Genomic DNA, 12,877 nt, shown 5'->3' with positions numbered 1-12,877 from the left:
GACGAGCGCGCATCCCGACCCACCCCTGGAATGTGATGAACGACTTCGCGTCCACCCCCGAACTGATCCTCCTGCCCGCGGTCGACGTCGCCGACGGGAAGGCCGTGCGCCTGACCCAGGGCGAAGCCGGCAGCGAGACGACCTATGGCGACCCCGTCGACGCGGCCCTCGCCTGGGCCAAGCAGGGCGCGCAGTGGATCCATCTCGTCGACCTCGACGCCGCCTTCGGCCGCGGCAACAACGCCGCCGTGCTGCGCAAGGTCATCAAGCAGGTCAGGGGCGTGCAGATCGAGCTCTCGGGTGGCATCCGCGACGACGCGACGCTCGAGGCGGCCCTCGAGAGCGGAGCGACCCGCATCAACCTCGGCACTGCGGCGCTCGAGAACCCGGAGTGGGCGGCCGACGTGATCGGACGCTACGGCGACGCGATCGCGGTGGGACTCGACGTCCGCGGCACGACGCTCGCCGCCCGCGGCTGGACGCGAGACGGCGGCGACCTCTGGGACGTCCTGGAGCGCCTCGAGGATGCCGGCTGCAGCCGTTACGTCGTCACCGACGTGACCAAGGACGGCACCCTGCAGGGGCCCAACATCGAGCTGCTGCGCGAGATCACCTCGCGGACGCCCAAGCCCGTGGTCGCATCCGGTGGGATCTCGAGCCTCGATGACATCGCCGCGCTCCGCGAGCTCGTGCCGCTCGGTGTCGAGGGCGCGATCGTCGGCAAGGCACTCTACGCCGGCGCGTTCACGCTGGCCGAGGCGCTGGATGTCGCCGGAGACTGAGGACGGCTGCGGCCACGCCGCCGATTCGGCGGGCGTCCCCTGGGAGGGGCGCAGCTTCGAGTCGAACCCGCACGCCGGCGACGATGGCTCCGCCGATCCCGCGCTGCTCGCCGCGCTGGAGGCGTTCCGCGTCGGCGCTGGTGACGCGGTGGCGGTCGTCGAGGCGTACCGCACGGCGCGGCTGCTGATCCCGCTCGTCCCCGAGAAGGGCGACGAGGGGATCGGACCCACCGGGCTCCGTGTCGACAAGACGCAGGAGCTGTCGATCGTCACGGTTGCGGCCCCCGACGGCCGTCGGGTCCTGCCGGTCTTCACCTCGGTCGCGGCGCTGGCGCGGTGGGATTCCGTCGCTCGGCCGGTCCCGGCCGACGGTGTGCGCACGGCCATGGCCGCGGCATCCGATGACACCGACCTGATCGTGATCGATCCGGGCTCCGAGACGGAGTTCGTGCTGCGGCGACCTGCCGTCTGGGCGATCGGTCAGGGTCTGCCGTGGGAGCCCGCACCGACCTCACCCGAGGTCTTCACCGCACTGCAGGCGAGCATCGGGGGAGAACTCGCGGTGCTCGACCTCTCGGTCGCGGCGGGGGATCCCGACGCGCGCATGCGCGGACCCGAGCTGGTCGTTCGGCTCCATCTCATCGACGGACTGGACGCCGCCGAGCTCGACGCCGTGCTGTCGCGGCTCGCCTCGCGGTGGGCTGCCGACGATCGCATCGCGGTGCTCGTCGACTCGCTGACGGTCAAGCTGGTGCGCGCGTCCTGACGGAGGTCCCGGACCCGGGCGCGGCCCGAGCCCGGAACGACGTCAGTTGACCGGGCCGGTGAACTTCTCGCCGGGGCCCTTGCCGATCGGGTCGGGGATCGTCGACGCCTCGCGGAAGGCCAGCTGCAGCGAGCGCAGGCCGTCGCGCAGCGAACGCGCGTGCATGTCGCTGATCTCGGGTGCGCCGGCGGTGATGAGCCCGGCGAGGGCGTTGATGAGCTTGCGGGCCTCGTCGAGATCGAGCTGCGTGGCCGGGTCGTCGGCGAGTCCGACCTTGACCGCGGCGGCGCTCATGAGGTGGACGGCGGCGGTGGTGATGACCTCGACGGCGGGAACATCGGCGATGTCGCGGGTCGCGGCGGAGGCGGCGCGCTCCTGCTCCTCCCACCGCTGGCGACGAGCCTCGTCGTCGGTGAAGGTGCTGTTGTCGGCGGGGTTCGTGTCCACGTGTCGCTCTCTGCTAGACTGGGCGGGCACCGGAGTGTTCTACTCCGGATCGAAAGAGGATCACATCCCACCCGCGCTTGCCGTTCCAGGCTACCGGGTCATGCACTCCGCTCCGTCCGTGTCGCAACGGCCGGAGTAGCCAGGGTGCGGAACACGAATGCCGACGCACGTGCGTCGTGCGGGGTGGATGCGATGCTCTTCCGCCCGGGTCGCGTCCTCGCGTCCCGGTGGCCACCACCGCACGAACAGGAGTTCCGCACATCAGCGATCCCCGCACCAACGACCGCATCCGCGTCCCCGAGGTTCGCCTCGTCGGCCCCGCTGGAGAGCAGGTCGGCGTCGTCCGTATCGAGGTCGCCCTGCGTCTGGCGCAGGAGGCCGAACTCGACCTCGTCGAGGTCGCCCCGAACTCGAAGCCGCCCGTGGTCAAGATCATGGACTACGGCAAGTTCAAGTACGAAGCGGCTCAGAAGGCCAAGGAAGCGCGTCGCAATCAGGCCAACACGGTCCTCAAGGAGGTCCGGTTCCGTCTGAAGATCGAGGCGCACGACTACATCACCAAGCTCAAGCGCGCCGAGGGCTTCCTCCAGGCGGGCGACAAGGTCAAGGCGATGATCCTGTTCCGCGGCCGCGAGCAGTCTCGTCCCGAGCAGGGCGTGCGCCTGCTCCGCAAGTTCGCCGAGGATGTCGCCGAGCTGGGCACCGTCGAGTCGAACCCGACGATCGACGGCCGCAACATGGTGATGGTCATCGCGCCGCACAAGAACAAGTCCGAGGTGAAGACCGAGCAGAACGCCCAGCGTGCCGCCAACAAGGAGGCAGCACGTCAGGCCCGCTCCGGCGACGCGCCCGAGACCGAAGACGCCGCTCCCGCCTCGGCGGAGTAGCCCCCAGACTCCCGCCTCGCGGGATACACAACGAAGGAAGAGACATGCCGAAGCAGAAGACCCACTCGGGTGCCAAGAAGCGCTTCAAGGTCACCGGCAGCGGAAAGATCAAGAAGCAGCAGGCGAACCTCCGCCACAACTTCGAAGGCAAGCCCACCAAGCGCACGCGCCGTCTGTCGGCCGACAAGATCCTGGCTCCCGGCGACGCGAAGGTCGCCAAGAAGCTCCTCGGCATCTGAGCGCTGCTGCGCACGAATAGGAAACAAACGAAATGGCTAGAGTCAAGCGGGCAGTAAACGCCCACAAGAAGCGTCGCGTCATCCTCGAGCGCGCCTCCGGTTACCGCGGACAGCGTTCGCGCCTGTACCGCAAGGCGAAGGAGCAGGTCACCCACTCGCTCGTCTACGCGTACCGCGACCGTCGCAAGCGCAAGGGCGACTTCCGTCGTCTGTGGATCCAGCGCATCAACGCCGCTGCCCGTCAGAACGGCATCACGTACAACCGCTTCATCCAGGGCCTCGGCCTCGCGGGTGTGCAGGTCGACCGTCGTATGCTCGCCGAGCTCGCCGTGAACGAGCCCGCCGTCTTCGCGTCGCTCGTGGCGACGGCCAAGGGCGCTCTGCCGGCCGACGTCAACGCTCCCAAGGCCTGATCGGGTCTTCGCGTTCCACGCATCCACGAAGGGGCGTCCTCCGAGAGGAGGGCGCCCCTTCGCCGTATGCTGAAAACGTGCTCGAGAACCCTCGCTCGCCCCGCGTTCGCGCCGTCGCCAAGCTGACCAAGCGCAGCGCTCGTCAGGAGACCGGCCTGTTCCTGCTCGAGGGCCCTCAGGCCGCGCGCGAGGCCTTGGCCTACCGCGCCGAGACTCTCGTCGAGATCTTCGCGACGCCGAACGCGATCGATCGGCATCCCGAGCTGGCCGCGAGCGCTGAGAAGGCCGGCGTGGCCGTCGTCTCGGCGAGCGACGCCGTGCTCGAGGCGATGGCCGACACCGTCACGCCGCAGGGCATCGTGGCCGTCGCCCATCAGTCGCCGTCGTCACTGCACGACATCTTCGCCGCACGCCCCCGACTCGTCGCGATCTGTGAGGAGGTGCGCGATCCCGGCAACCTCGGGACGATCATCCGGGCCGCGGATGCCGCCGGCGCGGACGCCGTCGTGCTGACGGGGCGGACCGTCGACCCGTACAACCCGAAGGTGGTCCGCTCGACCACCGGGTCGCTGTTCCACCTTCCGATCGCGCTCGGCGTCGAGCTCGACGCTGCCGTCGAGCAGGCGCACGGCGCGGGCCTGCGGGTCGTTGCGGCCGACGTGAAGGGTGAGGAATTCCTCGACCACCGCGCTACCCTCGCCGAGCCGACGGCGTGGCTCTTCGGCAACGAGGCGCGCGGGCTCGCCGACGAGGCCCTCGCGCGCGCCGACCTCGCGCTGCGCCTGCCGATCTACGGCGCCGCCGAGTCGCTGAACCTCGCGACCGCCGCAAGCGTGTGCCTGTACGAGACCGCGTTCGCCCAGCGCGCCGGCTGAACCCCGTCTCTGTTGGGTCGACTCGCCAGGAACGGCGGGTCCGGCCCCCGCAGCATCCGCAGGTCGTGGCGAGTCGACGGGGGCAGGCAAGACGCGCCGTGTATTCCGATTCTGTTACAGATCGGTGACTCGGACCGTTCGCGGCTGCTCCGAGCGGGGGAGTGCTCTTAGTGTGAACTCTTATGACGACTCCCGAAAACCCGGCGCCTCCGACGTCGAACATCTCGGTGCGCCGCGGCGACCCGCTCGTGGTGATCGAGGGCGTGCAGAAGCACTACGGCTCGTTCCAGGCCCTCAAGGACATCGACCTGACCGTCAACCGCGGTGAGGTCGTCGTGGTCATCGGTCCGTCGGGCTCGGGCAAGTCGACGCTCTGCCGCACGATCAACCGCCTCGAGACGATCAGCGAGGGCACGATCACCATCGACGGCGAGAAGCTGCCGTCCGAGGGCAAGGCTCTCGCGGCGCTCCGCGCCGACGTCGGGATGGTCTTCCAGTCGTTCAACCTCTTCGCTCACCTGACGATCCTCGAGAACGTCACGCTCGGGCCGATCAAGGTCAAGGGCGTGAAGAAGGCCGAGGCCGAGAAACTCGCCCGCGAGCTGCTCGATCGCGTCGGCGTGGGACACCAGGCCGACAAGCTGCCGGCGCAGCTGTCGGGCGGTCAGCAGCAGCGCGTCGCGATCGCCCGTGCGCTCGCGATGAAGCCGAAGGTGATGCTCTTCGACGAGCCCACCAGCGCGCTCGACCCCGAGATGATCAACGAGGTCCTCGACGTCATGGTCGGTCTCGCGCAGGACGGCATGACGATGATCGTCGTCACCCACGAGATGGGCTTCGCCCGCAAGGCGGCCGATCGCGTCGTGTTCATGGCCGACGGGCAGATCGTCGAAGAAGCCGTTCCCGAGCAGTTCTTCACGGCGCCCAAGAGCGACCGCGCGAAGGACTTCCTCTCCAAGCTCATCACCCACTGAGACCACCGACTTCCGCGCTCTGCACCGGGCGCGGATGCCCCAACCAGGAGGACCACATGCGCAAGACACGAATCACCGGCGCTTTCGCCGGTATCGCCATCGCTGCGATCGCTCTGACCGGCTGCAACAGCGGCTCGCCCACCTCGCCCGGCGGTGCCGCCACCGGTGACGGCGGAGACAGCAACGAGGCCCTGTGGGAGGTCGCCTCCGACGTCTCGCTCGAGGGCAGCCCGACGTTCGACGCGATCCAGTCGCGTGACAAGGTGATCGTCGGTGTCAAGGAGGACCAGCCCGGTCTCGGCTTCCTCGACGCGACGTCCAACGAGCGCAGCGGCTTCGACGTCGACATCGCACGCTGGATCGCGGCATCCCTCGGCTACGACGAGGACAAGATCGAGTTCAAGGCGATCGCCTCGGCCAACCGCGAGCAGGCCATCGTCAACGGCGACGTCGACTACTACGTCGGCACGTACTCGATCACCGACTCGCGCAAGCAGCAGATCGACTTCGCCGGTCCGTACTTCATCACGGGCCAGGGCCTGCTCGTCGCCGCGGACAGCGACATCACGAGCGAGGACGACCTGAACGAGAACACGCGCGTGTGCTCGGCGACCGGATCGACGCCCATCCAGAACATCAAGACGAACTACCCCGAGGTTCCCACCGAGGAGTTCGACCTCTACTCGGCATGCGTCGACGCGCTCATCAACGGCACCGTCGACGCCGTCACGACCGACCAGGCGATCCTGATCGGCTACGCGGCGCAGTACCCCGACGAGATCAAGGTCGTGGGCGAGCCCTTCAGCGAGGAGAAGTACGGCGTCGGCCTGCGCAAGGGCGACGACGCGTTCCGCGCGCACATCAACGAGCTGCTCACCGACGGCGGCGACGTGTGGCAGGGCATCTTCGACAAGAACCTCGGTCAGTCCGGGATCACGGTCGAGCAGCCCGCGGTCGACGCGTACTGATTCGCACTGACACCATGACCACGGGGTGGGGGCGCACGCGTCCCCACCCCGCACCATCCAAGGAGACGATGTGGGCGTCATCACCGACAACCTCGACCTCTGGGGCGAGGCGCTCGGCAACACCCTGTTGCTGTTCTTCGCCGGCGGAGCGATCGCCCTGGTCCTCGGCACGCTGATCGGCGCCATGCGCGTCTCGCCGATTCCGGTGGCGCGCGCTTTCGGCACGGTCTACGTCAACACCATCCGCAACACCCCGCTGACGCTCGTCTTCTTCTTCTTCGCGTTCGGCTACCCGCAGCTCGATCTGCCGAACCCCGGCTTCACGGTGCTCGGCATATGGGCGCTGGGCATCTACACCGCGACCTACGTCGCCGAGGTCATCCGTGCCGGCATCAACACCGTGCCGGTCGGCCAGGCCGAAGCGGCCCGCGCGATCGGCCTCACGTTCGGCCAGGTCATGACCCTCGTGGTCATGCCGCAGGCCTTCCGGTCGGTCGTGCCGCCGATGATGAGCGTGTTCATCGCGCTGCTGAAGAACACCACGGTCGCCGCCGGCTTCTCCGTGGTCGAGCTCGGCGCCATCCGCGCCAATCTGAGCGAGCGCGGCGAGAACGCCCTGACCGTGCTCCTCTGGGTCGCCGTCGTCTTCGTCGCCCTGGTGCTGGTCCTCAGCGCCGTGCAGCGACGACTCGAGAACAAGTGGAGGATCGCGCGATGACTTCCGTCCTGTACGACGTTCCGGGGCCCCGCGCGATCCTGCGCAACCGCATCCTCGGCATCGTCACCGTCCTCCTGGTCGCCGCGGCGATCGGATTCGTGGTCTTCCGCTTCGCGGTGAGCGGTCAGTTCTCCGCCGACAAGTGGTACATCTTCACCTTCAGCAACGTGTGGCTCGGCATCCTCAAGGCGCTCGGCAACACGCTCGCCGCCTTCGGGCTCGCGGCCGTCGGTGCCCTGGCGCTCGGCTTCGTCCTCGCGATCGGCCGCCTGTCGGATCACGCGTGGGTGCGGATTCCCTTCGGCGTCGTCATCGAGGCGTTCCGGGCCGTGCCGGTGCTGATCTTCATGATGCTGATGTACTACGGCCTGCCGACGCTCGGCATCCGCATGGAGCCGTACTGGGCCGTCGTCATCGCCCTCGTCGCGTACAACGGCTCCGTGCTGGCGGAGGCCCTGCGCGCCGGCATCGAGTCGCTGCCACGCGGGCAGAAGGAAGCCGGCTACGCGATCGGGCTCCGCAAGAGTGGCGTCATGCGCCTCGTCCTGCTGCCGCAGGCGGTCCGCGCCATGCTGCCCGTCATCGTCGCGCAGCTCGTCGTGACGCTGAAGGACACCGCGCTCGGCTTCATCATCACCTACCCCGAGCTGCTGTACTACGCCAAGCAGCTGACCTCGCAGCCGGGGCGCCCGATCCTGCAGGCCGGCATCGTCATCGGCGCGATCTACATCGTGATGTGCCTGCTGCTGTCGTGGTTCGCGAGCTTCCTCGAGAAGCGGCTCTCGCGTTCGCCTCGCACCCCGGGCACCGCGGGCGGTGGGGCATCGGCCGTCGATCCACTGCACCACCCGGTGCCTCCGACGACGGACACCGAGCTCATCGCGATGCAGAAGGGGATCGGCAAGTACGACTCCAACAGCCCGGGCAGCGCCTGACGCACCGAGCACGACCTCGACGGGCCCCTCACGCGAAAGCGGAGGGGCCCGTCGCCGGTAGACTCGACTCCCGTGTCCGACGCACCCGAGATCACCCCTGACGCGGTCGCCGCGGCGGTGGATGCGGCCCTCGCCGCCATCGCCGACGCGACCTCGACCGCAGAGCTGAAGTCCGTCCGCAACGCCCACACCGCCGAGGGGTCGCCGCTTGCGCGACTCAACGCGCAGCTGCGGTCGGTGCCCAACGAGAAGAAGGCCGAGTTCGGCAAGCTCGTTGGCCAGGCGCGCGGTCGCGTCACCCAGGCGCTCGCTGCCCGCGAGGACGAGCTCGCCGCCGCCGAGACGGCCGCGAAGCTCGAGGCGGAGGCGCTCGATGTCACCGCCATCGCCCCGCGCGGACGCGTCGGGGCGCGGCATCCGATCTCGCTCCTGCAAGAGGAGGTCGCCGATCTCTTCGTCGGGATGGGCTGGGAGATCGCGGAGGGACCCGAGCTCGAGCACGAGTGGTTCAACTTCGACTCGCTCAACTTCGACGTCGACCACCCCGCCCGCCAGATGCAGGACACGTTCTTCGTCGATCCCGTCGCGCGTCACCTCGTCATGCGCACGCAGACGAGCCCCGTGCAGATGCGGTCCATGCTCGAGCGCGACATCCCCATCTACGTCCTCTCGCCGGGCCGGGTGTTCCGCACCGACGAGTACGACGCGACCCACCTGCCCGTGTTCACGCAGTTCGAGGGCCTCGTCGTCGACAAGGGCATCACGATGGCCCACCTCAAGGGCACCCTCGACCACGCAGCACGCGAGCTGTTCGGCCCCGAGGCCAAGACCCGTTTCCGCACCAACTACTTCCCGTTCACTGAGCCGAGCGCCGAGCTCGACCTGTGGCACCCGACGTTCGCCGGCGGTGCGCGCTGGATCGAGTGGGGCGGCTGCGGCATGGTGAACCCCAATGTGCTCCGCGCCGCAGGCATCGACCCCGAGGTCTACTCCGGGTTCGCCTTCGGCATGGGCATCGAGCGGACGCTGATGTTCCGCTCCGACGTGAAGGACATGCGCGACATGGCCGAGGGTGATGTGCGTTTCAGCGAGCAGTTCGGGATGGTGGTCTGATGCGCGTTCCGCTCTCGTGGTTGCGTGAGTACGTCGATGTGCCGGCGGATGCCGCGCCCGAGGACATCCTCGCGGCACTCGTGTCGGTCGGCTTCGAAGAGGAGGACGTCCACGGGTTCGACCTCACCGGTCCGATCGTCGTCGGCCGCGTGGTCTCGTTCGAGCCCGAGCCGCAGTCCAACGGCAAGACGATCCGCTGGTGCCAGGTCGACGTGGGGGAGGCCAACGGCGGCATCCGCGGCATCGTCTGCGGCGCCTCGAACTTCTCCGAGGGCGACAAGGTCGTCGTCACCCTTCCCGGCGCCGTGCTGCCCGGCCCGTTCCCGATCGCAGCCCGCAAGACGTACGGCCACGTCTCGGACGGCATGATCGCCTCGGCGAAGGAGCTGGGCCTCGGCGACGAGCACTCCGGCATCCTGCGCCTGACCGAGCTCGGTCTCGCCAGTGACGAGGATGCGCCGGTCGGTGCCGACGCGATCGCGCTGCTCGGCCTCGACGACGCTGCCATCGACGTCAACGTCACCCCCGACCGCGGCTACGCGCTGTCGGTGCGCGGCATCGCCCGCGAGTACTCGCACGCGACCGGTGCGGCATTCCGCGACCCCGGCCTGCGGGAGTTCGACGAGCTCGAGCACCCCGCGACGGGCTTCGACGTCGCGGTCGACGACCGGGCGCCGATCCGCGGCCGCGTCGGTGCGACCGAGTTCGCGGTGCGCGTCGTCTCGGGCGTCGACCCGTCACGGCCGACGCCGCCGTGGATGGTCGCGCGTCTCACGCTCGCCGGCATCCGCTCGCTCGGCATCCTCATCGACATCACCAACTACGTCATGGTGGAGCTCGGCAACCCGATCCACGGCTACGACCTCGACAAGCTCAGCGGCGGCATCACGGTGCGGCGCGCGACGCCGGGGGAGAAGCTCACGACGCTCGACGGTAAGGAACGCACGCTCGACGGCGAAGACCTTCTCATCACCGACGAGTCGGGCCCCATCGGCCTCGCCGGCGTCATGGGCGGCGGCACGACCGAGATGACGGATGCGACGCGCAACGTGCTGATCGAGGCCGCGATCTTCGACACCGTCACGATCGCCCGCACCGCTCGTCGTCACAAGCTGCCGAGCGAGGCCTCGCGGCGCTTCGAGCGCGGTGTCGACCCGCTGCTGCCCTTCGTGGCCGCCCGCCGCGTCGCCGACCTCATGGTCGAGCTCGCCGGCGGCACGCTCGAGCCGGTCGGCGGCGCTCTGTTCGGAGAGGTGTTCCTCGAGGCGATCGACCTGCCGCGCGGCTTCGTCGCAGGCCTCATCGGCATCGACTACACCGACGACGAGGTCGTCGCAGCCCTCGAGACGATCGGCGCAGAGGTGTCGGGCACGGCTGCCGGTTGGGAGGTCATTCCGCCGTCGTGGCGTCCCGACCTCACCGACAAATGGACGCTGGCCGAAGAGGTCGCGCGCATCCACGGGCTCGACCGCGTTCCTTCGGTCCTCCCAACGGCACCGTCCGGTCGCGGACTGACGGATGCCCAGAAGGGCCGTCGTCGCGTGTCGAACGCACTGGCGGCCGCGGGCTTCGTCGAGACCCCGTCGTTCCCGTTCACGACGCGCGACAGCAACGACCTGCACGGCTCCGCCTCGGGCGAGGAACTGCCCTCGGTCAAGATCGCCAACCCGCTCGACGGGCAGGCCCCCTACCTGCGCCGCTCGCTCGTGCCGGGCCTGCTGCAGGTCGCCCACCGCAACGTCTCACGTGGCCTGACGGATCTCGCCCTCTTCGAGGTCGGCGCGGTCTTCCTCCCCGAGCCCGGCACGCAGTACGGCACCGCGACGGTTCCGCCGCTCGCTGTGCGTCCCGACGACGCCACACTCGCGGAGCTCCACGCGTCGATCCCGCCGCAGCCGCGTCACGTCGCGGTGCTCGTCGCCGGCAATGCGTCGCCGAAGAAGCCGGGCCAGGCCGCCGTCACGGCCGATCTCAGCGACGTGTTCGCCGCCGTCGCAGCGATCGGCTCGGCCGCCGGCGTCGACATCGAGATCTCGCAGACCCGGCGCGCCGCGCTGCATCCGGGTCGCGCCGCCGCGCTCACCGTCGGCGGTGTCGAGGTCGGTTACGCCGGGGAGCTGCATCCCGAGGTCTCGGCCGCGGCCGACCTGTCGGGCCGGGTCCTCGTCGCCGAGGTCGACCTCGACGCGGTTCTGGCGAGCGCGGGAGAGCGGGTCGTCGTCGCGTCGCTGTCGGGCTACCCCGCGGCCACGCAGGACGTCTCGCTCGTCGTCCCCGACTCCGTGACAGCGGGTGCTCTTGCCTCGGCGCTGTCGGAGGGAGCCGGCTCGCTTCTCGAATCGCTCCGACTCGTCGACGACTACCGCGGCTCGGGCGTTCCCGAAGGCTCGAAGAGTCTGACCTTCGCGCTGCGCTTCCGCGCCGATGACCGCACCCTGACCGCGGCCGAGGCGAGCGAGGCCAAGCTCGCGGGCGTCGCCGTCGCGGCCGAGCGCTTCGGCGCCGTCATCCGCGACTGACCTGCGTATCGGGCGCAGTTCCGGGCGTCGCGCGCGGCTCCCACCGTGTCGCGCGTCCGGAACTGCGCCCGACTCGTCGTCTCGGCCGGCCGACCGACAGCGAGGGGCTCAGCGCGAACCCCAGTTCCAGGCCGGAACGTCGAGCAGACCCTGACCGCGGACGGTCGTCTCGGCGTTCGACCGTTGCAGTTCGACGCGGGACGGTTCGGGCAGAGCGTCGACGAGCGCGTCGGCGTGCGACACCGTGATGACCTGTGTGCGCTCGGATGCCGTTCGCACGAGCGACGCGAGGGGCGCCAGCAGCGAGGGATGCAGGCTCGCCTCGGGCTCGTTCAGCACCAGGAGCGGTGCGGGTCGTGCCGGCAGCAGCGCGGCGCACAGCAGGAGGTAGCGGAGCGTGCCGTCGGAGAGCTCGGCCGCATCGAGCGGACGCAGCAGCCCGGGCTGCTCGATCGTCAGGCGGAACAGGCCGTCGGAGGTCACGACACGCACCCGGCTGCCCGGGAACGCCTGGTCGACCGCGCGGGCGAGGGCATCGCCGTGCCCGGCCTCGACGATCGTCGCCCAGGTCGCAGCGAGATTCGCCCCGTCGTGCGCGAGGGTGTGACTGCGGGTGCCGACCTGCGGCTGTCGGGCGGGGGCGTCGAGGTCGACGCGGAAGTGGTCGTAGAAGCGCCAGGCGGTCATCCCGCGCCGGAGTGTCAACAGCTCGGGGGCGGTGTCGCCCTCGGCGAGGTCGGTGACGATGCTCTCGTACGGCGCGAGCTGCTGGCCGAGCATCGTCCAGGAGTCATCGCGCACGCGGGTGAGCTGCCGGGTGCGGTCGATCAGCAGGGTCGAGGGCTTGGCGACGACGCCGGCGAACACCTGTTCGCGCTTGATCTCGGGGTCGCGAGCGAACGGGCTGTTCTGGTCGCCCTGCGGGATGCCCAGATCGATGAGGTACCCCAGCTCATCCGAGGCGTAGCCGAGCTGCACCGCGATCGGCCCTCGGCGCACGGTTCCTTGGTCTCCGCCGTTCTCGGGCCCGGCCCAGAGCACCGACGGCAGCCCGCCTTCCCGGGCGAGCGCGCCGACGATGTCGCCCTGCGCCGCCGCGGCGAGCAGGCGCAGCGCCCGGTAGAGGTTCGACTTGCCCGAGCCGTTGGGGCCGGTGACGACCGTGAGGTCGCCGAGCGGCACGACGACGTCGCGAAGCGAGCGGTATCCCGACACGGCCAGAGTGCGCAGCATCCCCTCAC

14 protein-coding genes are annotated in these 12,877 nt (G+C 69.7%); 12 read left to right on the top strand and 2 right to left on the bottom strand.

Translation table 11 applies throughout. The annotated features are described in order from the left end of the window. Positions 1-35 precede the first annotated feature (35 nt). Both priA and MTS1_RS04270 read left to right on the top strand, forming a co-directional pair. Positions 36-782, top strand: a complete 747-nt coding sequence (gene priA / locus MTS1_RS04275; protein WP_023951739.1) for a bifunctional 1-(5-phosphoribosyl)-5-((5-phosphoribosylamino)methylideneamino)imidazole-4-carboxamide isomerase/phosphoribosylanthranilate isomerase PriA — start codon at positions 36-38, stop codon at positions 780-782. Further along, positions 766-1,548 (top strand): SseB family protein, encoded by a 783-nt coding sequence (locus MTS1_RS04270; protein ID WP_023951738.1) that lies wholly within the window; start codon positions 766-768, stop codon positions 1,546-1,548. Before priA ends, MTS1_RS04270 begins: the two co-directional genes overlap by 17 nt. Positions 1,549-1,590: 42 nt before the next feature. Here the strand turns inward: MTS1_RS04270 and MTS1_RS04265 are convergent, their stop codons facing one another. Continuing rightward, complete coding sequence (locus MTS1_RS04265) at positions 1,591-1,995, bottom strand: DUF1844 domain-containing protein (protein WP_023951737.1); 405 nt, start codon at positions 1,993-1,995, stop codon at positions 1,591-1,593. Between the two features lie 227 nt (positions 1,996-2,222). Between MTS1_RS04265 and infC the strand changes: the two genes are divergently transcribed. From infC to pheT, 10 genes are all read left to right on the top strand, one after another. Continuing rightward, a complete protein-coding gene (gene infC, locus MTS1_RS04260; RefSeq protein WP_023951736.1) occupies positions 2,223-2,882 on the top strand; it encodes a translation initiation factor IF-3 in 660 nt (219 codons plus the stop codon). Positions 2,883-2,926: 44 nt separating this feature from the next. Beyond that, positions 2,927-3,121 carry a 50S ribosomal protein L35 gene (gene rpmI / locus MTS1_RS04255; RefSeq protein WP_005048908.1) on the top strand — a complete coding sequence of 65 codons (195 nt, stop codon included), beginning with the start codon at positions 2,927-2,929 and terminating at the stop codon, positions 3,119-3,121. A 32-nt stretch (positions 3,122-3,153) separates the two neighbouring features. Next, a complete protein-coding gene (gene rplT / locus MTS1_RS04250; protein ID WP_023951735.1) occupies positions 3,154-3,534 on the top strand; it encodes a 50S ribosomal protein L20 in 381 nt (126 codons plus the stop codon). Between the two features lie 77 nt (positions 3,535-3,611). Beyond that, positions 3,612-4,409, top strand: a complete 798-nt coding sequence (locus MTS1_RS04245; RefSeq protein ID WP_023951734.1) for an RNA methyltransferase — start codon at positions 3,612-3,614, stop codon at positions 4,407-4,409. A gap of 182 nt (positions 4,410-4,591) precedes the next feature. Continuing rightward, entirely contained in the window at positions 4,592-5,383 is a 792-nt protein-coding gene (locus MTS1_RS04240) for an amino acid ABC transporter ATP-binding protein (RefSeq protein ID WP_023951733.1), read from the top strand. Between the two features lie 56 nt (positions 5,384-5,439). Next, complete coding sequence (locus MTS1_RS04235) at positions 5,440-6,351, top strand: glutamate ABC transporter substrate-binding protein (protein WP_023951731.1); 912 nt, start codon at positions 5,440-5,442, stop codon at positions 6,349-6,351. Between the two features lie 70 nt (positions 6,352-6,421). Next, a complete protein-coding gene (locus MTS1_RS04230) occupies positions 6,422-7,069 on the top strand; it encodes an amino acid ABC transporter permease (RefSeq protein ID WP_023951730.1) in 648 nt (215 codons plus the stop codon). Beyond that, positions 7,066-8,004, top strand: coding sequence for an amino acid ABC transporter permease (locus MTS1_RS04225; RefSeq protein ID WP_023951728.1), 939 nt, complete (start codon positions 7,066-7,068; stop codon positions 8,002-8,004). Before MTS1_RS04230 ends, MTS1_RS04225 begins: the two co-directional genes overlap by 4 nt. 72 nt (positions 8,005-8,076) lie before the next feature. Beyond that, positions 8,077-9,117 carry a phenylalanine--tRNA ligase subunit alpha gene (gene pheS / locus MTS1_RS04220; protein ID WP_023951725.1) on the top strand — a complete coding sequence of 347 codons (1,041 nt, stop codon included), beginning with the start codon at positions 8,077-8,079 and terminating at the stop codon, positions 9,115-9,117. Further along, positions 9,117-11,636 (top strand): phenylalanine--tRNA ligase subunit beta, encoded by a 2,520-nt coding sequence (gene pheT, locus MTS1_RS04215; RefSeq protein WP_023951723.1) that lies wholly within the window; start codon positions 9,117-9,119, stop codon positions 11,634-11,636. The genes pheS and pheT overlap by 1 nt, the downstream gene beginning before the upstream one ends. 108 nt (positions 11,637-11,744) lie before the next feature. Here the strand turns inward: pheT and MTS1_RS04210 are convergent, their stop codons facing one another. Next, on the bottom strand, positions 11,745-12,869 hold the full coding sequence (locus tag MTS1_RS04210; protein ID WP_023951721.1) for an AAA family ATPase: 1,125 nt from the start codon (positions 12,867-12,869) through the stop codon (positions 11,745-11,747). Between the last annotated feature and the right edge of the window lie 8 nt (positions 12,870-12,877).

Origin of the sequence: Microbacterium sp. TS-1 (assembly GCF_000509385.1) — a bacterium.
Lineage (GTDB): Bacteria > Actinomycetota > Actinomycetes > Actinomycetales > Microbacteriaceae > Microbacterium > Microbacterium arborescens.
The sequence above is the reverse complement of the archived record's forward strand: the minus strand, read 5'-3'. Positions and strand labels throughout refer to the sequence as shown.

Bases quoted from the DNA above. Each gene is read 5' to 3' on its own strand.
- MTS1_RS04225 (WP_023951728.1), top strand. From the start codon at position 7,066: ATGACTTCCGTCCTGTACGACGTTCCGGGGCCCCGCGCGATCCTGCGC.
- rpmI (WP_005048908.1), top strand. From the start codon at position 2,927: ATGCCGAAGCAGAAGACCCACTCGGGTGCCAAGAAGCGCTTCAAGGTC.
- MTS1_RS04270 (WP_023951738.1), top strand. From the start codon at position 766: ATGTCGCCGGAGACTGAGGACGGCTGCGGCCACGCCGCCGATTCGGCG.
- priA (WP_023951739.1), top strand. From the start codon at position 36: ATGAACGACTTCGCGTCCACCCCCGAACTGATCCTCCTGCCCGCGGTC.
- MTS1_RS04210 (WP_023951721.1), bottom strand. From the start codon at position 12,869: ATGCTGCGCACTCTGGCCGTGTCGGGATACCGCTCGCTTCGCGACGTC.
- MTS1_RS04235 (WP_023951731.1), top strand. From the start codon at position 5,440: ATGCGCAAGACACGAATCACCGGCGCTTTCGCCGGTATCGCCATCGCT.
- rplT (WP_023951735.1), top strand. From the start codon at position 3,154: ATGGCTAGAGTCAAGCGGGCAGTAAACGCCCACAAGAAGCGTCGCGTC.
- MTS1_RS04240 (WP_023951733.1), top strand. From the start codon at position 4,592: ATGACGACTCCCGAAAACCCGGCGCCTCCGACGTCGAACATCTCGGTG.
- pheT (WP_023951723.1), top strand. From the start codon at position 9,117: ATGCGCGTTCCGCTCTCGTGGTTGCGTGAGTACGTCGATGTGCCGGCG.